Annotated in this window: 19 protein-coding genes; 6 read left to right on the top strand and 13 right to left on the bottom strand. The window is 63.1% G+C overall.

The features are described from left to right. The first annotated feature begins 69 nt into the window (after positions 1-69). On the top strand, positions 70-768 hold the full coding sequence (locus tag AC1RJY_RS13300) for a DsbA family oxidoreductase (RefSeq protein ID WP_011773440.1): 699 nt from the start codon (positions 70-72) through the stop codon (positions 766-768). 97 nt (positions 769-865) lie between these two features. On the opposite strand, the gene arfA is transcribed toward AC1RJY_RS13300, so the two are convergent. From arfA to AC1RJY_RS13275, 5 genes are all read right to left on the bottom strand, one after another. Next, positions 866-2,404: an arabinosylfuranosidase ArfA gene (arfA, locus tag AC1RJY_RS13295; RefSeq protein WP_011773439.1), complete on the bottom strand. Its 1,539-nt coding sequence runs from the start codon at positions 2,402-2,404 to the stop codon at positions 866-868. Between the two features lie 49 nt (positions 2,405-2,453). Then, complete coding sequence (locus AC1RJY_RS13290; protein ID WP_011773438.1) at positions 2,454-3,356, bottom strand: carbohydrate ABC transporter permease; 903 nt, start codon at positions 3,354-3,356, stop codon at positions 2,454-2,456. Between the two features lie 2 nt (positions 3,357-3,358). Then, complete coding sequence (locus tag AC1RJY_RS13285; RefSeq protein WP_011773437.1) at positions 3,359-4,279, bottom strand: carbohydrate ABC transporter permease; 921 nt, start codon at positions 4,277-4,279, stop codon at positions 3,359-3,361. 36 nt (positions 4,280-4,315) lie between these two features. Next, positions 4,316-5,650, bottom strand: a complete 1,335-nt coding sequence (locus AC1RJY_RS13280) for an extracellular solute-binding protein (protein ID WP_014920715.1) — start codon at positions 5,648-5,650, stop codon at positions 4,316-4,318. 185 nt (positions 5,651-5,835) lie between these two features. Beyond that, on the bottom strand, positions 5,836-6,837 hold the full coding sequence (locus AC1RJY_RS13275) for a LacI family DNA-binding transcriptional regulator (RefSeq protein ID WP_043469753.1): 1,002 nt from the start codon (positions 6,835-6,837) through the stop codon (positions 5,836-5,838). 107 nt (positions 6,838-6,944) lie between these two features. Between AC1RJY_RS13275 and AC1RJY_RS13270 the strand changes: the two genes are divergently transcribed. Beyond that, a complete protein-coding gene (locus AC1RJY_RS13270) occupies positions 6,945-7,631 on the top strand; it encodes a TetR/AcrR family transcriptional regulator (RefSeq protein WP_014920713.1) in 687 nt (228 codons plus the stop codon). A gap of 126 nt (positions 7,632-7,757) precedes the next feature. Here the strand turns inward: AC1RJY_RS13270 and AC1RJY_RS13265 are convergent, their stop codons facing one another. The 3 genes from AC1RJY_RS13265 to AC1RJY_RS13255 form a co-directional block, all read right to left on the bottom strand. After that, positions 7,758-8,405, bottom strand: a complete 648-nt coding sequence (locus AC1RJY_RS13265; protein ID WP_011773433.1) for a LytR C-terminal domain-containing protein — start codon at positions 8,403-8,405, stop codon at positions 7,758-7,760. A gap of 22 nt (positions 8,406-8,427) precedes the next feature. Next, complete coding sequence (locus AC1RJY_RS13260) at positions 8,428-8,727, bottom strand: type II toxin-antitoxin system VapB family antitoxin (protein WP_011773432.1); 300 nt, start codon at positions 8,725-8,727, stop codon at positions 8,428-8,430. Between the two features lie 160 nt (positions 8,728-8,887). Beyond that, on the bottom strand, positions 8,888-9,562 hold the full coding sequence (locus tag AC1RJY_RS13255; RefSeq protein WP_238324499.1) for a hypothetical protein: 675 nt from the start codon (positions 9,560-9,562) through the stop codon (positions 8,888-8,890). A gap of 265 nt (positions 9,563-9,827) precedes the next feature. Here AC1RJY_RS13255 and AC1RJY_RS13250 point away from each other — a divergent pair, with 265 nt between their 5' ends. Both AC1RJY_RS13250 and AC1RJY_RS13245 read left to right on the top strand, forming a co-directional pair. Beyond that, the gene (locus AC1RJY_RS13250; RefSeq protein ID WP_498602476.1) at positions 9,828-10,748 is read left to right on the top strand and encodes a Cof-type HAD-IIB family hydrolase; all 921 of its coding nucleotides are present in this window, start codon (positions 9,828-9,830) and stop codon (positions 10,746-10,748) included. 67 nt (positions 10,749-10,815) lie between these two features. Beyond that, entirely contained in the window at positions 10,816-12,405 is a 1,590-nt protein-coding gene (locus AC1RJY_RS13245; RefSeq protein ID WP_374100565.1) for a stealth family protein, read from the top strand. On the opposite strand, the gene AC1RJY_RS13240 is transcribed toward AC1RJY_RS13245, so the two are convergent. The 4 genes from AC1RJY_RS13240 to AC1RJY_RS13225 form a co-directional block, all read right to left on the bottom strand. Then, positions 12,383-13,366, bottom strand: a complete 984-nt coding sequence (locus AC1RJY_RS13240; protein ID WP_011773428.1) for a phosphodiesterase — start codon at positions 13,364-13,366, stop codon at positions 12,383-12,385. The genes AC1RJY_RS13245 and AC1RJY_RS13240 overlap by 23 nt on opposite strands. Before the next feature lie 142 nt (positions 13,367-13,508). Further along, positions 13,509-13,991 (bottom strand): glutathione peroxidase, encoded by a 483-nt coding sequence (locus tag AC1RJY_RS13235; RefSeq protein ID WP_498602475.1) that lies wholly within the window; start codon positions 13,989-13,991, stop codon positions 13,509-13,511. Between the two features lie 77 nt (positions 13,992-14,068). Then, the gene (locus AC1RJY_RS13230; RefSeq protein ID WP_498602474.1) at positions 14,069-15,628 is read right to left on the bottom strand and encodes a M23 family metallopeptidase; all 1,560 of its coding nucleotides are present in this window, start codon (positions 15,626-15,628) and stop codon (positions 14,069-14,071) included. Between the two features lie 155 nt (positions 15,629-15,783). Next, complete coding sequence (locus tag AC1RJY_RS13225; RefSeq protein ID WP_011773425.1) at positions 15,784-16,179, bottom strand: MarR family winged helix-turn-helix transcriptional regulator; 396 nt, start codon at positions 16,177-16,179, stop codon at positions 15,784-15,786. Positions 16,180-16,276: 97 nt separating this feature from the next. Here AC1RJY_RS13225 and AC1RJY_RS13220 point away from each other — a divergent pair, with 97 nt between their 5' ends. Continuing rightward, positions 16,277-17,719 (top strand): MFS transporter, encoded by a 1,443-nt coding sequence (locus AC1RJY_RS13220; protein WP_498602473.1) that lies wholly within the window; start codon positions 16,277-16,279, stop codon positions 17,717-17,719. A gap of 45 nt (positions 17,720-17,764) precedes the next feature. Continuing rightward, positions 17,765-18,685, top strand: coding sequence for an oxygenase MpaB family protein (locus tag AC1RJY_RS13215; RefSeq protein ID WP_014920708.1), 921 nt, complete (start codon positions 17,765-17,767; stop codon positions 18,683-18,685). Between the two features lie 165 nt (positions 18,686-18,850). Here AC1RJY_RS13215 and AC1RJY_RS13210 read toward each other — a convergent pair whose 3' ends face one another. Further along, positions 18,851-22,324 (bottom strand): bifunctional proline dehydrogenase/L-glutamate gamma-semialdehyde dehydrogenase, encoded by a 3,474-nt coding sequence (locus AC1RJY_RS13210; protein WP_498602472.1) that lies wholly within the window; start codon positions 22,322-22,324, stop codon positions 18,851-18,853. Between the last annotated feature and the right edge of the window lie 21 nt (positions 22,325-22,345).

Below are 22,345 nucleotides of genomic sequence, written 5' to 3'. Positions count from 1 at the left end.
ACAACAACGGGTGAGCAAAATAACAGTCGTGTAAGGAATGCCGGGCTGTCCTGGCAGGTTGTCCAGATCATGAAGATTGAGATCTGGTCAGACGTCGCGTGCCCGTGGTGCTACATCGGCAAGCGCCGTTTTGAGACCGCCCTGGCACAGTTCCCCCACCGCGATTCCGTGGACATCGAGTGGAAGAGCTACCAGCTGGACCCCTCCGTTCCCGAGCACTACGACGGCACGGAATTGGACTATCTCAGCAATCGCAAGGGCATGGCCCCTGAGCAGGTCAAGCAGATGTTCGCGCACGTCACGGAGACGGCTAAGGGCGAAGGGCTGGATTATCACTTCGACAAGGTTGTGGTGGCCAACAGTTTCACAGCCCACCGCCTCATCCACCTCGCGGCATCCCACGGACGCCAGGACGCGGCCAAGGAACAGTTGCTCAGCGATCACTTTGAGCACGGCAAGGACATCGGGAACCAGGAGTACCTCACGGAACTCGGCGCCTCCCTCCAGTTGCCGGCAGATGAAGTCGCCGAGCTGTTCACCTCTGACAAGTACACGGACGCCGTCAACCAGGACATCAACGAGGCCCGCGCCATCGGCGTCACCGGCGTCCCGTTCTTCGTCATAGACCGCAAGTACGGCATCTCCGGCGCCCAACCCGCGGACCTTTTCAGCCAGGCCCTGAACCAGGCGTGGCAGGAAGCCAACCCGCTGATCCCGGTGGGCGCTTCCGATGCCGAGGCCTGCGGACCGGACGGCTGCGCAGTCTAAGTAGCCCCCGCCGTCGTGCATCAACCCACGTAGGTGACGGCAAACGTCGCAATGAGCGCTCATTGCGACGTTTGCTGTCACTCAGCTGGGTACGCGGCTAGCCTTTCACCACATCAAGCTCGACGACGGCCCAGGACAATGCGGGCAGCGTCAGGCGCAGCTCCGAACCGGTCGCCTTCACACCTTCCAAGGCAGTCAGGCCAACACGGCCCGGCTGATCCTGGGTGTTGATGGTGAGGCGGTCGCCCCCTTCGGGGATTTCGAGGACCTCGGCGCGGAGCACCTGGCGGGCATCGAAACCGCGCAAGGCAACCTCCACGTCGGCAGCCTCTTCCAAGCCGCGGTTCGCGAAGAACAGTGCCACCCGGCCCGTTTCCTCGTTCCACGTAGCGCTGACGTCCACCAGGTCCGTGTCCCCGAAGCGACTATTCGAGTACTTGTCCGAGTCCACCGAGAGCCGCAGGATCTGGCCCTTGGCGAGCTCGGCCATCCGTGCGAACGGGTGGAAGATGGTCTGCTTCCAGGCCGGACCGTTTTCCTCCGACAGGATCGGCGCGATCACGTTCACCAGCTGCGCCTGGTTGGCGATCTTCACACGATCACCGTGGCGGAGCAGCGAATTGAGCAGCGTCCCCACCACCACGGCGTCGGTGACGTTGTACTTGTCCTCGATCACGCGGGGGTGCTCACGCCAACCGGCCTTGATCACGTTGTGCGGCTGGTCTTCGGTGTCCAAGCCGCGCTGGTACCAGACGTTCCACTCATCGAAGGACAAGTTGATGTGCTTCTTGTGCTTTCCCTTGGCACGCACCGCGTCCGCGGTAGCGATCACGGATTCGATGAAGTAGTCGGTGTCGACGGCGGAGGCCAGGAAGCTGCCGACGTCGCCATCGTGCTCCTGGTAGTAGGCGTGCAGGGAAACGTAATCCACTTCGTCGTAGGTGTGCGTCAGGACGGTCTGTTCCCAGGCGCCGAAGGTCGGCATTCCGGAGTTGGAGCTGCCACAGGCCACCAATTCCAGCGAGGGGTCCACAAAGCGCATGGCCTTGGCGGCTTCCTGTGCCAGGCGTCCGTACTCATCGGCGGTCTTGTGGCCGATTTGCCACGGGCCGTCCATCTCGTTGCCCAGGCACCAGAGCTTGATGTTGAACGGGTCTTTGTGGCCGTTTTTGGCGCGGAGGTCGGACCAGTAGGTTCCGCCGGGGTGGTTGGCGTACTCCACGATTTCGCGGGCCGCGTCCACTCCCCTGGTGCCCAGGTTGATGGCTTCCATGATTTCCGTACCGGCTTGCTTGGACCAGTCCACGAATTCGTGCAGGCCGAAGGCGTTGGTCTCCACGGTGTGCCAGGCCCCATCCAGGCGGCGTGGCCTGTTTTCGCGGGGACCGATGCCGTCTTCCCAGTTGTAGCCCGAGACGAAGTTGCCGCCGGGGTACCGGATGACAGTGGCGCCCAGTTCCTTGACGAGCTTCAGGACGTCCTGGCGGAAGCCGTTCTGGTCAGCTTCGGGGTGGCCGGGCTCGTAGATGCCGGTGTAGACACAGCGGCCCATGTGCTCCACGAAGGAGCCGAACAGGCGGCGGGGTACCTCGCCAATGGTGAAGTCGCGGTCGAGGGTGATGCGTGCGCGGGACATGTATCTCCTTGGTTGTGTTCTGAAACTGTTGATAAGTGGAAGGTGCCGGTCAGGTTCCGGCGAGTCCCGTCGTCGCGACGCCCTTGATGATCTGGCGCTGGAAGAACAGGAATACGACGATCAGCGGCAGCGCGGCGAGCAGTGCGGACGCCATGTTCTGCGCGTACTGGATGCCGTAGGCGCTCTTGATGGTTTGCAATCCGACCGGGAGGGTCAGCAGGTTGCCGTCGTTGGTGGCGATGAACGGCCACAGGAAGTTGTTCCACGCGCCGATGAACACGAAAATCGCGACGGCGGCCAGGATGGGCCGGGACAACGGCAGGATGATCTGTGTGAAAATCCTCAAACGGCTGGCACCGTCCATGACGGCCGCTTCTTCGAGTTCGCGCGGGATCTGATCGAAGAACTTCTTCAGCACGAACACCATGGCTGGGTGAATGACCTGCGGCAGGATGATGGCCCACGAGGTATCGATCAGGTTCAGCGCGAGCATTTGGTAGAACAGCGGGATGATCAGGACGGGCGGCGGAATGATGATGGACGCGATGATCGCCGTCATCAGCACCTTCTTGCCCTTGAAGTCGATCCTCGAGAGCGCGTAGGCAACCAAAGCAGAGATCACCAGGGTGATGGCCGTGATGGCCGCAGAGGTGTAGAGCGAGTTCCAGGTCCACAGCGGGATGTTGCCGTCCTGGAACACCTTCACGAACGCTTCGGGAGTAAAGCCCGACGGCGGCAGCCACGTGACGTCCGGGGCTGCGGCATCCGTCTCGGTTTTGAAAGCGGTGGCGGTGGCCCAGCCGAACGGGATCAGCCACAGCACCGCAATGAAGGCAGCGACGACGATGGCGGCGATCCTGCCGACCGTCAGCTTCTTGCGTGGCTGGCGGATCTTGAGGCTGTTGCTGGTGGTTGTACGCGGTGCGGGACGGGTCAGGGTAGGGGTTGCCATGGTTATGCACTCCTGCGACGGGTGATGACGAACTGCATGATGGAGATGACCACGATCAGTCCGAAGAAGATGTAGGAGATGGCTGCCGAGTAGCCCAGCCGGTAACCGGTGAACCCGGTTTCGAAGATGTACTGCACCACGGGCCGGGTGGAACCACCGGGGCCTCCGGCGGTCATCTGGTACACCTGGTCGAAGATCTTCAGTGACGCCAGGATCTGGAGCAGCACGATCATCACGGTGGTGGGGGTCAGCTGCGGGAGCGTGATGGAGAAGAACTGGCGCCATGCTCCGGCGCCGTCCAGCGATGCTGCCTCGTAGTGCTGGGCCGGGATGTTCTGCATCGCAGCCAGGTAGAGCAGGAAGTTGAATCCCACCGTCCACCACAGCGTGGCGATGACGATTGCCCACATGGCCACGTTGGGGTCATTCAGCCAGGCAACCCTGGGGAGCCCGATGCCTGTCAGGAACTCGTTGATCAGGCCAAGCTGCGGGTTGTACATCCAGGTGAAGAACAACGAAACCACCGTGGAGGCCAGGAGGTACGGCGCAAAGTAGGAGAGCCGCCACAGCCACTGGGCCGGAAGCCCGATGTTGAGCAATGCGGCCATGACCAGGGCAACGAGGACCAACGGGACGGTGCTGATGACCGTGAAGTAGAGGGTGTTGCCCAGGGAACGCCACATATCGGCGTCGGCCAGGGCTTCGGCGTAGTTCGCGAAACCAATCAAACTGTCGTTGGCGCCGGTGAGGGACTTTCCCGTGAGGCTCATGTAGAAGCCGTAAATAATCGGCCAGACGAGGAAAACGAGGAAGAAAACAAGGAACGGGGTGGCGAATCCCCAGCCGCTCAGATTGCTTCGGGTGCGGCTTCCGGGTTTGCGCAGGCTCTCCGGCCTCGGCCGGGACAGCGTAGAGGTACTCATTGAAGAACTCCTTTGGTCGCTCGGTACGTGGGCCGGTCAGACCGGGTTGGGACGGGAGAGGAGGGTGTTGGTGCGTTGCTCGAAGGCATCCCATCCTGCGGCTGCCTTGTCCCTTCCAAGGAGGACGTTCTGCACGTTCTCCGCGAAGTAGGTCTGCCAGTCCGAGCCGGAGCCGCTGAACCAGGACTCGGGGTCGTAGGCGATGATGTCCGCCGCGTTGGCGTAGTGGATCTGGGGCGTGAGCTCACGGTAGGCCTGTGATTGGACAACTGGCTGGTAGCCGGGGATGTGTCCCGCTTCTGCCCAGGACAGCGAACCCTTGAGGACGTCCGTGACGAACTTGTAAACGTCTCTGCGCTTGTCCTCGTTGAGGTTTAATTGGCGCGGGAGGACAAAGGAGTGCGAGTCCGCATAGGAGGCCGGGGTCCCGTAAAGAGTGGGAATGGTGGCCGCATCAACGGGTATTCCGGCTTTCTTCATGGTGGGCAGTTCCCATACGCCACTGAACAGCATTCCGGAGCCGCCGCGGGCAAACTCCGCGATGCCTGTGCTGATGTCTCCGGCCTGGGCTGCGATGGTGTCATCAAAGAGGGAGGCCATGAACTCCAGCGATTCGATGGCCGCGTCCCGGTCCACTTTCATGGGCTGGCCCGGTGTCAGTTCCATGTCCACGCCGTGCTGCTTGTAGAGGGTGTAGAACAGGCGCCACATCTGCGAGCCGCTGCCCAGGTAGCCGAAGGATAGGCCGTGGGCTTTGGTCACCTTCTGCATTTCCAGCGCCATGGCTTTGAACTCTTCCGGCGAGCGCACTTCCTGGAGCTGGCCGTTGCTGCCCAAGAGTCCCGCTTTGCCGGCTACGTCGGTGTTATAGAACATGACGAATGGGTGGGAGTCCAGGGCTATGGAGAAGACCTTGCCGTTGTGTTGGCTCTTCTCCCAGATCCTGGGAGCGAAGTCGGAGGCCGTGACGCCATTCTCTGCAAGCAGGTCCAGGTCCCACGGCTCAATGAGTCCACCTGGCGCATACCCGGGAACCCGGCTGGCGTGCATGATGGCTACCTCTGGAGGACGCCCGCCAGCGGAGGCCATGGCCAGTTTGGTGTAGTACGGCGGACCCCATGCAAGCACTGTGGGGTGCACCTTGAAACCGGCATTGGCTTGGTTGGCGCTGTTGATCATGGCCTGCATCTTGATGCCATCACCGCCGGAAAGGAGGTGCCAAAACCCGATGTCCTGCACTGCGGCGGCCTGGGCTGCGCCTCCGCAGCCGGTGAGGCCTGTGGCCAGGAGGCCGCCGCCCAGAAGGGCCGATCCTGTCAATAACTGTCTCCGGGACAACTGTTTCCCGGTCAAAGATTCAAACTGCTTCACCCGTCACTCCTTTGGATGGGTCCGCTGAAAGGTCACTGCTCTACTGCTCAAAGTCCGGCTCCGTTGCGTCCCCACGCTCGGGTAAAGGTTGGCCCGGGGGTGACGCAGGTCTCACATTACATCGATGTAATAGGCAGGGCAAGAGAAAATTGTTAGCGCGCACAATTTAATGCGGGGCTATCGTTTCAGCCCTTGCTGCTGTCCCGTTCCACGATGCTGTAATCGATCTCCACCAAGCGCTGACCGTGGGACCTGTCGGACATGCGTTCGGTCAGCAGGCGCAGGGCTTCCGTGGCAATAGCCCGTTTGTCGAAGGACACCGTGGTCAAGGAAGGTACCGCAAAGCGCCCGTCGATCACGTCGTCGAAACCGGCTACCGCGATGTCATCCGGAACGCGCACTCCCCTCTTCCACAAGGTATTCAGGGCGCCCAGAGCCATGGAGTCGGTGAAACAGAACAGAGCCTCGGGCAGGGGATTCGCGTCCAGATACTCTGCCAGTGCTGAAGCGGATGACGCGGGCGTCCAACTGTCGCAAGAGATCAGCAACGACTCATCCTTGGCAATACCCAGCATCTGGAGTGCGGCCTCGTAGCCGCCCGCCCGCTGGATCGCCGTGGCGGATTGCCTTCCGCGATTGACACCCAGAACCGCAATACGCGTTCGCCCGGGTCTGGCCAGAGCCAGGGTCATGTCCCGCGCCGCCGCGAAGCTGTCCACGAAGACACGGTCGGCCAACTGCTGCTTAACTTCCCCCAAGAGGACCACTGGAGGGAGCGCGACACCCACCTGGACGGCGCTCTCCCTCAGCACAACGGGGTTGAGGATCAGTCCGTCGATGAGGTTGGCACGCGCACGTGTCATCAACTCGTGCTCACGCTGCGGGTCAGAGCCGGTTTCCTCGATCTGCACGCTGAAGCCTTGCTCGTGGGCAACCTCCACAATGCTTTGGGCAATCTCCGCAGAGAAGGGGGTAGCCAGATCCGGCAACGCCAGTCCAATGACACCTGAGCGGCCGTTCCGCAGTCCGCGGGCCGAAAGATTGGGGACGTAGTCCAGCTCCGCCATGGCCTGCTCTACCCTGAGCCGCGTGGGGCCACTAACGGGCACGATCCCGTTCATCACGTTCGATACCGTCTTAGGCGAGACCCCTGCACGGCGCGCGACGTCCTTAACCGTTGCGCGCAAGACGCCCCCTAGATGCTTGTTATGCGTTTGCTGACGATGTTACCGCCCGCCTCGTCAGTCACCGCGTCGGGCACCCGTTTGCTGACAGATCACTGTAAAGTGTCTATATGCCCAGGATCACGGCCGCCACGAATGCTGCCCAACGTGCCGAGACCCAACGTCGGATTCTGACCGCTTTTGGAGAGCTCCTCTTCACCCATGGCCTCCCCGGGCTCACCATGACGGACGTCGCCCGACACGCAGGCGTTGGACGCACCGCGGTCTACAACTATTACGCGGACATGGAACAACTGCTCATCGCGTACGCCTTGGACGAGACCGAGCGTTTCATCGTGGACCTCCGGGATTCGCTGGCCGCCCTGGAAAACCCCGTGGACAGGCTTGCGCTGTATGTTCGCGCCCAGGTGGAGGATCTCAGCCGCCGCCACCTGCCTCCGGGTCCGGCCATGGCCGCGGTCCTCTCCCCCGGGTCCTTCGCGAAGCTCGCAGACCATGTGGGCGATCTCAACGTCCTGCTTCAGGACATCCTCCAGGACGGGGTCCGGCAGGGATACCTTCCGGACATCGACGTCGCCCAGTTGGCGCGGCTCATTCACGGGACACTGTCCGCCAGCGCCGCACGACGCAACCGAACGCCCGACGGCGACACTCCCCCGCCAGCCCCAACCTCCGACGTCGAAGCCCGCACAGCGCAGACAGTGCGGTTCATCCAGTTGGGCGCAGGGGCCCGCTTCGACGAAGCCGGCCGGCCTTTGCGCCTGGAAGAGCCGACCCACGACGCCCTGGCGGGTTGAGCAACCCGTTACAACGGACACCTTCCGATTCGTGGGCTAACTGCACACGATGCCGTTCGCACGGCACGAGGCGCAGCTACCCATCGAAACGGGCAAGCTCATCAAGCACTCATCAAGCCCGGCTAGCTACTGTGCGGCTGGAAGCGTGGGGATAATGGGCCACTTGGAGTTGTCCGCGATCCGCAGGTCCTCACGCGGGCACTGCAGTGTGCCCGGGGTCTGGTCCACCAGCTGGGCTTCCACCAATCCCTCGAAGCCAGGCGTGAGAATGACGTCCACCGACTCGTCCTCGCGGTTGTCCTCGAAGTAATCCGTACCGGCAAGGTTCCGCTGGACGTTGAACGCCGCCGCCTGGCCCTTGACTCCGGAGACCACCACGCCGATGCCCGAGTACGCGGTATCGCTGTTGTCCACCGACGCCACCTTGTAGCCACGGGCCGTGAACTGGTCTGCCACCGTGCCGGCCAGTCCTCCGCGTGACGTGGCGTTGAAGACATTGAGTGTCACGGTCTCGTTCGGGACGTAGTCGAACTGGGTGGTGGGACAGAGACTGGTGGGCGCTTTGCTGGCGATGGAGCTTGGAACCTTGACCACCCCGTTCATGATCGCCCACGCACCCACGGCACCGGCCGCTATGACGCCAACCAGGAGGACCAGGACGATCCCATGGAACAGTCGCCGCCCGAAGCGGCCCTTGTGCGCCTGGGCGTCCTCGGCAAAGGTTGCCCGAAGCTCCGGGCCTGTCACCACGCGGTGACCGTGGAGCTGCGTCACATCCTTGGGACGCCTGCGCTTACTAGCCATCGATCACCAATACACGTGCGTGAATGGCCGTCCTCTGGTGGAGAGCCGTGCGAACCGCCCTGTGAAGCCCGTCTTCGAGATACATGACGCCTTGATACTGGACGACGTGCGGGAACAAATCACCAAAGAAGGTTGAGTCCTCAGCCAACAGTGCCTCCAAATCCAGGGTCCGTTTGGTGGTAACCAGTTCATCCAGGCGGATAGGGCGCGGGGGAAGGGCAGCCCAGTCCCGCGGCGCAGAGTATCCATGGTCAGGGTACGGGCGTCCCTCGCCCACAGCTTTGAAGATCACTCTGCAAGCCTATGGAAGAAGCCGCCCGAACGGAACTTGTGACCGGCAGCACAGGCACGTTGTAGCCAAAAGGTGACTATCAGCTTCTGCTCCAATCATGGGCTCACTCTACTGACGCGGTTCCCATCGTCCCGCGCGAGGACCTACCCCCCGCGCTTGCTCAAAGAGCTGCGCACGCCGCCTTGGTGACGGTGAAGTCCACACTCTTGGCGCTTCCCTCGAATGTGTACACGTACTTCATCTTGATACCGGCATCAAGAATTTCTTTCGTCGATGTGGCTGCACATACGGTCGGAAGGACCATGCCGCGTACGGACTCTGCGCTGAGTGTGGACGGGTCGACGCTGGACGAGAGGACGAGGTCGTAACGGATCGCATCGCCTTCGGCCTCGATTCCAGTCAAGGAGGTGACGGAGTCCACTTGCATCGGGAGCTCTCCCTGAAGATCGCGCGCTTTCTCGACAACGGACTTAACTGTGCTCTCGACCGATGGGGATGAACCGTTGAAGGCTCCTGACAGGGCGAGAACGGCTCCGAGCATGAGCAGGCAAATGTTCAGGCCGTTCAGAATAAGGACAATCCAGCCACAGATTCTCCCGAATGGAGCCCGCACCCCCAGGGCCTCGGCCTTGGCGGCATTCCTGATCGCCAGGGGACCAAAGATGACGCCGAAGAAGAAAATCCCGATGACGGCAAAGGTTGTGGCTTTGGACCTGAACGCGGCGCCCTCTAGGTCGGGGAAGAAAAACGGCCCCTCTTCCTGTCCGTCGTCAGCCTCGCGCTTGGGATAGTTGGGTGGCGTAGCGTGGGGCTGCTGGGCGAATTCGTGGGCCATAGTCCGGTCTCTCTCGTACATCATCGTTGGAAGGTCTCTCCAGAGACTACGGGCCGGATACGACAGCCCTTTGTCACACGCCCGCTGACCAGAGGGCCGTATCTCTGGCAAGGCGATGAAAAGGTTGGCGCGCTGTAAGGGCTTGAATCTTGGCTTCGACTGAACGTGCCACACCGTAAGCATGCCGTCACCGAAGAATCTCCTCCACAGGCGTCACAGACGTCACAGCTGTGAAGCGCACCTCCGGGACTGACAGAATGGGGTCATGACTCAACCGCTGCAAGGTACTGACCGGACCGCTGCCCGCGCCACGCCAGCTTTGGCGTTGCTGCTGGATGTCGATGGCCCTATCGCCAGCCCTGTGACGCGCGACGTCAAGCCGGACATCATTGCGGACATGGTGGCCCTTGCCTCGGCCGGGATCCCCGTCATTTTCAACACGGGCCGCTCGGACGCGTTCATCAGCGAGCAAGTCATGGAACCCATGATTGCTGCGGGAATGCCGGCGGACACTGTCATTCACGCTATTTGCGAGAAAGGCGCCGTGTGGTTCAGCTACACATCCGATGGTCCTGGCCCTATCCACGTGGACCACGAACTCGCCGTGCCCAAGGCATACGGGGATGACATCCGCAGGCTCGTTGCCGAGGACTACTCGGCGCATATGTTCTTCGATGAGACAAAGCGCGCCATGGTTTCGGTGGAGCAGCACGTGGACGTGGCCAGCGAGGATTACCTGGCCGAACAGAAACTCTTCGACGCCGATGCCCTGGACATCATGGGACGCCATGGCCTCAACGCCGCCATCCTGGACCACCACGCACCTGGGTCCGATGACACCGCGGATTACCGCCTGGACCCCACCATCATCTCCACGGACATCGAATCCGTCCGCCTGGGCAAGGACCTCGGAGCCAGCCGCGCCGTTGAACTCCTGGCAGCGCAGGGCATCACCCCGCTCTCCTGGAGGACAGTGGGTGATTCCCGTACGGACTACGCCATGGCAGACTGGCTTCACCACAACGATCACGATGTGAAGCACGTGGACGTCCGGCCCGCAGATGGCGTACCGGTGAAGCCTTACACCATCCTGACGGCTGCTGACCTGGAGTTGACGGACGACGTTATCCACGACGACGCCGGCGGCGCTTTCCTCCGCAGCTGGCGCGAGGCACTTTCCATCTAAGTTCCAGCGCAACATAGTTTTAGAGTTTCAGAGCAACCCGCACCGCAACGATCCCGGAGATACAGCCATCACACAAGCACAGGTCGATCCGATTTACCACGGCAGCCCGTCCATCGAAGAGGACACGATTGCCGAGGCAATCTCGCCTGCCGTCGTCGCGCATCTTAAGCACAGGTCCGACGTCGTCCGTCACCGCGGGCGGTACGCCCTGGTCAACGGCGACCTGACCCCGCAACAGGCCATGGTGTCCGATCTTCTGGCTGTCCGGGCCGCTTTGGACGCCGCTGGTGTGGACTTCATCCTGGTGCGTGGCAATGATGAGCGGCCTGTTATTGCGGTTGACTGGGAGTCGCGGAAGGACGTCCGTGAGGCACTGGTCACGGCGTTCCGGAATGAGCCCTTCTATTCCATGACCGTGGACGCCAAGAAGAAGACCTCCATGTTGGTGGCCGACGGCGATCTCACGGCTAACCGGAAGGCCCGCATCTTCCGCCTCTACCGGCCGCGCGTCGAGATCGGTGGCGGCCTCTGGTACGGCCCGGCCTTGGGCGTGCAGCTGGAGCTGTGGCGGTTCGAAGGCGATCACTTGGAACTGCCCGTGGAGAACTCCCTGACCCGCCGCACCATGCTGCGCCAGGACGCGGTGCGCGGCACAGTTCAGCGGCACGGACTGACCTGGCCCACCATCGAGAACATGTTCGCTGATCACGCCAGCGACATCGACTTTGACATTGACATCGTCTTCTCGTGGGTGGACGGCAGCGACCCCGAGTACATCGCCAGGAGGCGCGCGCAGCAGGCCGAGGCTGTCCTCGGCGAGGGCGACGATCATGAGGCACGCTTCCGGCAGATCAACGAGCTGAAATATGCGTTGCGTTCGGTGCACATGTTCGCGCCGTGGATCCGGAGGATCTTCATCGCCACGGACTCCCCTGCACCGGAATGGCTGGCCGACCACCCGTCGGTGACCATTGTGCGCAGCGAGGAATTCTTCGCCGACCCCTCCGTGCTGCCCACCCATAATTCGCAGGCCGTGGAATGCCAGCTGCACCACATCAAGGGCCTCTCAGAGCACTTCCTGTACTCCAATGACGACATGTTCTTCGGCCGTCCCGTGGGCCCGGACATGTTCTTCACGCCCGGCGGCATCACCAAGTTCATCGAAGCGGACACCCGCATTGGGCTGGGCGAGAATGACGCCGAACGCAGCGGCTTTGAGAACGCCGCCCGTGTGAACCGCAGGCTCCTATGGGAGCGCTTCGGCAGGATCACCACCAGGCACCTTGAGCACACCGCGGCGCCGCTGCGCCGCAGCGTCGTGGCCCGCATGGAGAAGGAATTCCCGGCCGAGTTCGCGAAGACCGCCGGCAGTCGCTTCCGGGCCGCGGACAACATCTCGGTGACCAACTCGTTCTACCACTACTACGCCTTGCTCACCGGCCGTGCCGTCACCCAGACCAGCGCCAAAGTCAGATACGTGGACTCCACCATGTGGGCCGGGCTCCACTACCTGCCCAAGCTTCTGGCAAAGCGCCACATGGATTTCTTCTGCCTGAATGACGGCAGTTTCCCGGAGGTTGAAGCCAACGAGCGCGCCGACCTGGTGACCGACTTCCTGGAGAAGTACTTCCCCGTCAAGGCGCCTTGGGAGAAGTAAAAGCTCCGGGCGAAACAAGCGGGAGCGACGAGGTGTGCGTGCCCGGTGAGGTGTGGGCTCCCACCCTGGACTCGTGCGGAATGCGGATGCCGGCCTCGGCCAGTCGCCGCTGAACCTCTGCTGCGTCCACCGGTTCACCCACGGTCACACCACCGGACATCGGCACTATCGAATGCACAATCGTGTGTTCGTAAACGTGGATCATGTTGTACGACTGCGCTCCGTCGCGCCCTCGCTGTCCACCTGCGCGCACCGCCAGGTCCTGGGTGTAACACGTGGCGGAGGCAACCGAAACCGGGATGCCGGCGAAGCTCGCCGTCGTCGAGTAATGCAGGTGGCCACCCAGGATAGTGCGGACGTCCGTATTACGCACGACGGCGGCCAGTGCGGCTTGGCCGCGCAACTCCACCAACACGGCGAGGTCCTGCACGCACGGGACAGGCGGGTGGTGCAGTGCCAGGATGGTGCCGTCCGGGGCCGGTGTGGCTAATTCGGAGGCCAGCCAGTCCAGCTGGGATTCCGACAACTCACCGTGGTGATGCCCCGGAACCGTGGTGTCCAAGGTGATGATGCGGAGTCCGTTGACAAAGTAGCTCCGGTCTACCGGGTCCTGCGGCTTGCTGGCCTCGGAGGCGTCAGCGAACGCGGACCGGAAATTTGCGCGGTTGTCGTGGTTGCCCATGGCCCAGATGGCCTTGGCACCCAGTGAGTCGCAAAGAGGTTCGATCATCTCGCGGAGACTCTCGTAGGCTTCAAGCTCGCCCTTGTCCGCGAGGTCTCCGGTGAAGATGATGGCCGCGGGCCTGATCCTGGAGGCCACGATCTGCTCGCAGATCTCCTGTAGCCTGGCTGCGCTGTCCACCGAGCCGTGGAGCGTGCCCGGACCACCTACCAGGTGAAGATCGCTCAGGTGCAAAAGCACATGACCTGGTTTGGGGTATTCGGCCTCGATGAGCTCCATAGCTTCGCCTTAGCGTTTGGTGGGAGACGGCGCCTCCCGTATCAATCCAGTAGTTCCAATCCAACCAGACAACAAGCCAACAACCGGCTAACTTCCGGCGGAATGTTGGAAAATTACTTTTCCTCCTTTCGGAATCGGCGGCTTACAACAGCGCCTTTTCCACTGCTTCCATAAGGTCTTCGGAGTCAGGCTCCACTGCGGATGGGAACCTTGCCACGAGTTCACCCCCGCGATTTATGACGAACTTCTCGAAGTTCCACTTCACCTTGGCCGACTGCCCGTCCTCGTCCCGGGTCAGCTCCGCGAACAAGGGATGCTGCTGCTTGCCAAGGACGTTGGCTTTGCTGGTGAGCGGGAAGGTCACGCCAAAATTGCGTTCACAGAACTCGGCGATCACGTGATCAGCGCCGGGCTCCTGCCCGCCGAACTGGTTGCAGGGCACGCCGAGGATTTCCAAACCCTGCGCCCGATACTTGCCATACAGCTCTTCCAGGCCCGCGTACTGGCGCGTGTAGCCACATTCGGAAGCGACGTTCACCACCAGCACCGCTTTGCCCTCGAACCGGCCGAAGTCCGCTTCGGTGCCATCGTTGAAGGTGAGGGGAATGCTGTACAGGCTGGTCATGGGATTCGCTTCCTGACGACGTCGTCTGGCGGGATTGCCGCCATCGAGCTTACGGGAGCTGACTCAGGTAGAGAAACCTAGGGCGTCGGAATGATGAGCGAGGACAACGGCACGATCACGCCGTCCGGCCGCTGGACCAGGTCTGGTGCGATCAGGATGTATCCGGGCGGAAGGACCACTGCCGGCAGCGACGTCGGGAGGACAGCAACCGGTGCGGGCGCCGGAGCGACCGGAGGGGCAGGAGCTGCCGGAACCACGGTCTGGGTCACTACCGGAGCCTGCTCCACGATGACCGGTGCCGGGGCAACCACAACCGGGGCCGGCTCCACAACGGCAGGCGCAACGGGTGCAGGAGCCACCACAACCGGGGCAGGCTCAACAACGGCCGGAGCAACCGGTGCCGGTTCAACAACTGCCGGCGGGACGGTACTGGTTTCCGGGACGGTGGTCGGCGGCGGCGGTGGAGTCGTGCTGTCCGTCGGGGTTGGCGTCACAGTGGTCGTCGGGGTTGGCGTCACAGTGGTCGTCGGTGTCGGCGTGACCGTCGGCGGAGCCGTGACCGTCGGCGTCGGCGTTGCCGTCACGGAAGGTGAGGGCGTCGGCGTCGTGGTTTGAACCGGCGTCGTAGTTGCTGGCGGAGTGGTCTGGGTGCCGCCAGGGCTGCTCGGGGGGTTAGCTGCCGGCGGAGTGGTGCCGGACGGTGCCGCGGGTGGAACAGGAAGCGGTTCGTCGTGTTCGTGCTCTCCACCGATGACGGCCCGGGTGGTGCCATCCGATACGGGAACGGCCCACTGCGGTGTGGCCGAGGTGCCGGTGCCAACGCCGGGCTGGTAGTTCACCATGGCGATGGTTTGCAGCGCATCAACCTGCCGGATGGGCAACAACGACCAGTTGGCGGGGTCAGTGTGCAAACCGTTCACGATCGTCTCAAAGTGCAGGTGGCAGCCAGTGGACCAGCCCGTGGTGCCAACCTCTGCGATGACCTCGCCCACCCGCACCGACTGGCCTTGCGTGACTCCTATTGCCTGGAGGTGGTTGTACGTGGTGACCAGGCCGTTGCCATGCTCGATTTCAACACGGTTGCCACCGCCCCATACATGCCACCCGACGGCCCGCACTACACCGGCGTCGGCTGCGTAGACGCGGGTGCCGCAGGCTGCTGCGTAGTCCTGGCCCCAGTGGAATTCTCCGGCAAGGCCCGTCAAGGGGCTGTAGCGGTAGCCGTAGGAGGAGCTCTTGTTGAGGACCTCAAGCGGTGAGTACAGGCTGCCTGCGGGTGGTCGCGACAGGCCTGCGGAGGCGACGGTAAGGCCCGTGGAGCCGTCCTTGCTGACGGTACGGACCAAGGCGCGGTCGAAGTAGACCATGGGCGTGCCGGGGACTTGTTCCGGGGGTTCGGGCATGGTGTCGATCACCAGCGTTTCGGCCTCCGGCGGCACCAAGGTGCCTAGGGCCGTTGGTTCAACCACCCCCTGCGCCAGTGCTCCACCAACGGAGCTGCTGGAGACGGAACTTAGAGGTTGGAACCCAAACGCAAAGAAAGCCAGGACGGCCAGGCTTCCCGCGATCAGAACGCGATGGAAGCCTACGGTGCGGATCAGGTCTACTGCCCGGTCTGATTCATGATGCTTGCCCACAAAACACTCCCCAAAGCCAGCGGCACCAAACCCCAGCCTGGCGTGCAAGCACCATTGTTGCGGGAATGGAAGCGAAAATAAAGGCTTACCGGGTGCCATCCAACGAAAGGTTGGCTCAGTTTTGGCTCAAGAATCTTGAGCTTTGCGTCCGCAGGTTAAGAGCCGAGGTTTTCCTTCAGCAGGGCACGGTGTTCGACGGCGGCATTGGCGTGAAGTGCGCGGCCCGCCTCAGTCAATTCCAGGAAGAGGGAACGGCGATCGTCGGCGCAGGTTTCGCGTGACACCAGCCCTGCTTTTTCCAGCCGATCCACCACCTTTGACACAGCACTCTGGGTCATGGGGGTGCGCTCCCCCAAGGCCTTCATGCGGCACGCGGACTCTTCGCTCTCGGCCACGAGGTCCAGGATTTCGAACTCGTTGAGGCCAATGTCGAACTTGGCTTCGAGGGCGCGGTCGATCGCTCCTGCGGTGCGGAAGTAGGAGTTCTGGATGCTGCGCCACTGTTCCACCAATTGGCGGTCATGCAGTTGACGGTCACGCGTCGTTGCCATGGTCCGATTCTAGTTCATCACGGCGTTAGAATCCACGTCATAAGATGACACATCATATTCCTTGTCATTGAATGACGCGTCATGTACATTCGAATCCATGACATCACCCACCACCCTCAAAACCTCAACTGAGCCGCCTTTGGTTTCAGCCGTTCACTGGACACGGGCCCAGTGGCTGCTGCTCATGGTTGTGTGCACCGTCCTGGCTTTGGACGGGCTGGACGTCTCCATGGTCGGCGTTGCCTTGCCGTCCATCGGACAGGAGCTCAACCTCGGAACGGATTCCCTGCAGTGGATCGTTTCCGCATACGTTCTGGGCTACGGGAGCCTCCTGCTCCTTGGTGGCCGTCTCGCCGATCTGTTGGGCCGGCGTCGAATCTTCCTCATTGCGTTGTCCGTCTTCGCCGCGGCCTCGCTGCTAGGCGGGCTGGTGGACGACCCCGCCATCCTGATCGCCACACGGTTCATCAAGGGACTGGCTGCCGCGTTCACCGCACCCACTGGCTTCTCCATCATCACCACCAACTTCGCGGAAGGCCGCGAGCGCAACAAAGCGCTGTCCATCTTCACCACGTTCGGCGCCAGCGGTTTCTCGCTGGGCCTGGTGGTGGGCGGCCTGATGACCAGCCTGAGCTGGCGCTGGACGTTCCTGGTTTCGGTGCCCATCGCCGTCGTCGTTGTCTTCCTGGGCATGAAGTTCATTCCCAAGGACAAGCCGTCAGCGGAGAACAGCGGGCACGATATCTGGGGCGCCGTGACCCTCGCACTGGGCATGCTCGGCCTGGTATATACCCTGGTTTCAGCACCGGAGCAGGGCTGGGGATCTGTGGCAACAATCGCCGGATTCGCAGTTTCCATCGCCGTGCTGGCAGCCTTCGCGGTAATTGAGAACAAGGTCAATCATCCGCTGATCCGCTTCAGCATCCTCAAAGAAGGCTGGGTTGCACGGGCCAATCTCAGCGCGGTGGGGCTCTTCGGCTCCTATCTCAGCTTCCAGTTCATCGTCACCATGTACCTGCAGTCCGTGCTGGGTTGGACGCCGCTGGGAATGGCCCTGGCCCTGCTGCCGGCAGGTCTGTTGGTGGCCACAAGCGCGCCGTTCGCGGACCGGCTCATTGAAAAGTTCGGCGCCACGCAGCTGATTCTGACAGGGCTCACGGCCCTTGGTCTCGGCTATGTCCTGTTCCTCCGCGTGGGCACCACACCCAATTACGTGCTGGACATCCTGCCGTCGGTGGTCCTGCTGGGCATCGGATTCGCTCTGGCTTTCCCGTCCATCAACGTTCAGGCGACGGCCGGGATCAAGGATTCGGAGCAGGGGCTGGCTGCCGGGTTGATCCAGACCAGCACACAGGTAGGCGCCGCCTTGGTTTTGGCGGTCACTACGGCGCTGGTGAGCGGTCACGGCCAGGCAGCCGGAACCGTCAGCGCCCAAGCCATGCTGGAACAGTACCGTCCGGGCCTCATCCTGAGTGCCGCCGTCGCCATCGCCGCCCTGCTGGTGGCCGCAGCACCATCCCGGCGACGAGTCCGCACCTGACCCCGCACGTTTTTCCCCTGTACACCGGCGCAATTGCGAGGTCTCATGGGATTTATGAGGAATTACCTCACGGAGTACAGGCACGAACTGCAGCGCACCTTCACAGGAACGTCGGGCACGCCTCCGGAGTGGGTGCCGCGCCTCGCAGAGGGGAACGACGCCGGCTATCACCTTCCGGGGTCGGCCGTCTGGGCGGTTCACGGCCACGTGGCCACCATTGTGGCGGGGATCAGGGTCCTGTTGATGCAGGCCCTGCACCCCGGCGCGCTGGCGGGGGTCTACGAGCACTCCGGTTTCCAGAAAGACCCGCTCGGCCGCCTGGCGAACACGGTCCGATGGATTTTTACGGTGACGTACGGTTCCACGGAGGCAGCCGAAGCAGCCACCGCCCGTGTGCGGAAGATCCACGAGCGCGTGCGGGGGACGTACGTGGACGGCAACGGTGTAACGCGCGAGTACGCCGCCAATGATCCGGAACTCCTGCGCTGGGTTCACGTCACCTACGCCGACTCCTTCATTACCGCCAACCGTATTTGGGGCCGGCCCATCCCCGGCGGGCCCGATGCCTACGTTCGCGAGTGGGCAGCAGCAGGGCGGCTGATGGGAGTTGAGAACCCGCCCCTCACCGAGGCCCAGGTCCACCAAGAACTTGAGCAGTGGTACGCCTCCGGGATACTTCGGGCTGACGAGCGACTTGCCGAGACGGTGTCCTTTATCCGCTATCCACCTCTCAGCCCGCTGCTTAAGCCGGGTTACAGCATCCTGTTCGCGGCCGCCGTCGCAAGCCTCGAACCCAGGTATCGCGAGATGCTGGGTATTCGCCGCGCCGGCTTGGGTCCGCTTCCTTTACCCGTGATCACAGCCGCCCGGGCCGTCTTGGGCATGGTCCGGTTTGCCCTGGGCTCCCACGGACCCAGCGAGCAGGCTGCCCGGCGGAGGTTGCAGAGGCTCGGGTACGCGGCCTGAGCGTGGCCTTCGCCGAGGGGTGAGCTCTCACCCCTTTCGCGGGGTAATAACTCCGAAAGCTAACCCCTCGACGCAAGCCCACCTTGTGGGGGCCTCGCCGAGGGGTTGGCTTTCAACCTTTTCACGTGTGCTTACAGCCGAGAGCTCACCCCTCGGCGAACGGTCCTAGATCAGGTGATCCGACAGGTGGTTCGGGGTGCCGAAGCGGTGGGCAGTGATGGACACGGCCTGCTCGCGGAGGAACGGCAGCATCTCGATCCGGCCGGCCTGGGTCACAGCACCGTGGTAAACCGCGACATCCGGACGACCACCCATGGCTGCGCTCAGCGCGGCGAAGTCGCCCCCGATCAGGCGGATCCGTCCGGCGTCGAACTTGGCTGCACGGGCCAGCCACGCGGCGTCGTCCTCGATACGGACGCTGACGCCCAGGTTCGCGAACACGGTAACCACAGCGTCAGGAAGTACGACGGCGGAGCTCACCTTGAGCGCCGAACCTGCCACTGCGCCGGCTGCTACAACGCGCAGCAGCTCAGCGAGCCGCTCGCCTTCGGAGAGGCGGACCGTGACGGGTAGGGAACGGTAACGGAAGACGTTGCGCTCTGCGGAAAGGGCGGAGACGTCCTTGCGGGTGCCGAACTCGGATTCCCACGCTGCGGCATCGCTGAAGAGCGACTGCTGGAGGGTCTGGAGTTCCTCGGCGGTCACGTCCGCAGACTTTGCTGCGGTGAGGATTTGTGCGGCAGCGCCCTGAAGTACGGTGCCTCGCTTGGCCTTGGCCTCGGCGGGAAGCCAGCTGCCCAGGCCGATCAGGTAGTTCGGTCCACCGGCCTTGGTTCCGGCGCCCACGGCCGACTTCTTCCATCCACCGAACGGCTGGCGCTGGACGATCGCACCGGTGATGCCGCGGTTGACGTACAGGTTTCCGGCCTGGATAGTGTCCAACCAGACGCCCATTTCAGCGGAGTCCAGTGAGTGGAGGCCGGCGGTGAGGCCGTACTCGATCTCGTTCTGGATGGCGATGGCTTCCTCGAGGGTCTCCGCGGTCATAACACCCAGGACCGGACCGAAGAACTCGGTCAGGTGGAAGTAGGAGCCACGCTTGACGCCGGAACGGATGCCCGGGGACCACAAACGGCCGGTTTCGTCGAGGCGCTCGGGCTTGATGGCCCACGTTTCGCCGTCGCCCAGGGTGGTGAGGGCGTTGAGGAGCTTGCCGTTGGCCGGCTCGATGATCGGCCCCATCTGCGTGGTGGCGTTCTCCGGGTAGCCCACGGTCAGTGAGCGTGCGGCGTCGATCAGCTGGTTGTGGAAGCGTGCGCTCTTGGCCACCGAGCCCACCAGGATCACCAGCGAGGCAGCCGAGCACTTCTGGCCTGCGTGGCCGAATGCCGAATACACCACGTCCTTCGCGGCGAGGTCCAGGTCGGCACTCGGGGTGACGATGATGGCGTTCTTACCGGAGGTCTCCGCGAGCAGCGGCAGGTCCTGGCGGAAGGAACGGAACAGCTCAGCGGTTTCGTAACCACCGGTAAGGATCACGCGGTCAACGCTGGGGTGCGAAACCAGCTGGGTGCCGAGCTCACGCTCTTCAAGCTGCACCAGTGCCAGCACTTCGCGCGGCACACCGGCTTCCCACAGGGCATCCACCATGACCGAACCGGAGCGGCGGGCCTGCTTTGCAGGCTTGATCACGACGCCGGAACCTGAGGCGAGCGCTGCGAGCGTTGAGCCTGCGGGAATCGCCACCGGGAAGTTCCACGGCGGGGTCACCACGGTGAGGTTGGCCGGGACGAACGTGGCGCCGTCGACCGTTTCCAGGTCCTTGGCACGCTCGGCGTAGTAATGCGCGAAGTCGATCGCTTCGCTGACTTCGGGGTCGCCTTGGTCGATGGTCTTACCGGTCTCGGAAGCCATGACCTCCAGGAGTTCCGCGCGGCGGGCTTCGAGGACCTCGCCGGCGCGGTGCAGGATGGCTGCACGCTCGGCGGCGGGGCGGGCGCCCCAGGCCTTGCCGTGGTCTACGGCGGTGGCGATGATGCGATCCAGCTGGGCAGCGTCGGAAACCTTGGTGGACTCCACGATCTTGTTGCCGGCGGTGGAACCGGGGATGCGCTTGAGGATGTCACGGCCCCAGGCTCGGTTTGCCGGGAGGGCCGGGTCGGTGTCCGGGGTGTTGGCGAAGCCTTCAAGCGGGGCAGGCTCGGCGGGGAGGCGGCGGTCCTGCTGGCGGTTGGGGCCGGGAACCGTGTCCGTCATGCCTGCCAGGGAGTCCAGGAAGCGCTGCTGCTCGCGCTTGAACAGGGCTTCGTTTTCGCTCAGCTCAAACACTGCGGACATGAAGTTTTCCTGGCTGGCGCCTTCTTCGAGGCGGCGGATCAGGTAGGCGATGGCGACGTCGAACTCGCCCGGGTGGACCACCGGTGTGTACAGGAGGAGGCTGCCCACGTCCTTGCGGACTGCGGTGGCCTGACCGGTTGCCATGCCCAGGAGCATCTCGAATTCAATCGCTCCCTGTCCCTGCTGGGCAATGCCCCGCTGCTTCGCCAGCAGCCAGGCGAAAGCGACATCGAACAGGTTGTGGCCTGCGACACCGATGCGGACTGCGTCAATGCGCTCCGGGGTGAGGGCGTAGTTGATGACGTTCTTGTAGCTGGTGTCCGAGTCCTGCTTGGTGCCCCACGTAGCCAGCGGCCAGTCATGCAGCGAGGCTTCAACCTGTTCCATGGGAAGGTTGGCGCCCTTGACCACGCGGACCTTGATGGGTGCGCCACCCTGGGCGCGGCGTGCCGAGGCCCACTCCTGCAGTTCCTGCATGGCGCCGAGGGCGTCCGGGAGGTAGGCCTGGAGGACGATGCCGGCCTCAAGGTTCTTGAATTCGGGCATGTCAAGGATGCGCTTGAACACCGCAATGGTCATGCTGAGGTCCTTGTATTCCTCCATGTCCAGGTTGATGAACTTGGGCTTGGGGAAGGACGCGGCAAGGCGGTAGAGCGGGGTGAGCTTCTCCACCACGTGGTCGACGGCTTCGTCGAAGGCCCACGGGGAGTGAGGTGCCACGGTGGAGGATTCCTTGATGGACACGTAGTCCACGTCATCGCGGGCAAGGAGCTTCAACGTGCCTTCCAGGCGGCGCTGGGCTTCGTGCTCGCCCAGGACTGCTTCGCCGAGGAGGTTGACGTTCAGGTGCACACCGTCCTGGCGGATCTTGGCGATGGCCGGGCCGAGCTTGGCGTCGGTGGCGTCCACAATCAGGTGGCCCACCATTTCGCGGAGCACGCGGCGGGCGATCGGGATGACAACCTGCGGGACAATCGGAGCCATGACGCCACCCACGCGCACAGCGCTGCGCATGTACCACGGGAGGAACTTGGGCACCTTGGGAGCGAGCTCTGCGAGCTTGCGGCCGGCGACCGACAGGTCCTCGGGGCGGATGACGCCGTCGACGAATCCGACAGTGAAGTCAAGGCCGTTCGGGTCCTTCAGGACACCGGCGAGACGCTGCGCGGACACATCCACGGGGATCTTGCTGGCTTCGGTAAGCCAGTGGCGGACCAAGGCGATGGCTTCCTGAGCCAAAGCATCGAACTGCCCGGAATCCTGGGTGCGCGGGGCGGTGGCATCCGGGAGGGTGCTGGTCATGGGGGCTCCTTCTGAGACGGA

The sequence above is a fragment of the Arthrobacter sp. GW822-FHT05G07 genome (genome assembly GCF_058799755.1).
Note: the sequence above shows the minus strand (reverse complement) of the source record. Positions and strands in the feature narration are given on the sequence as shown.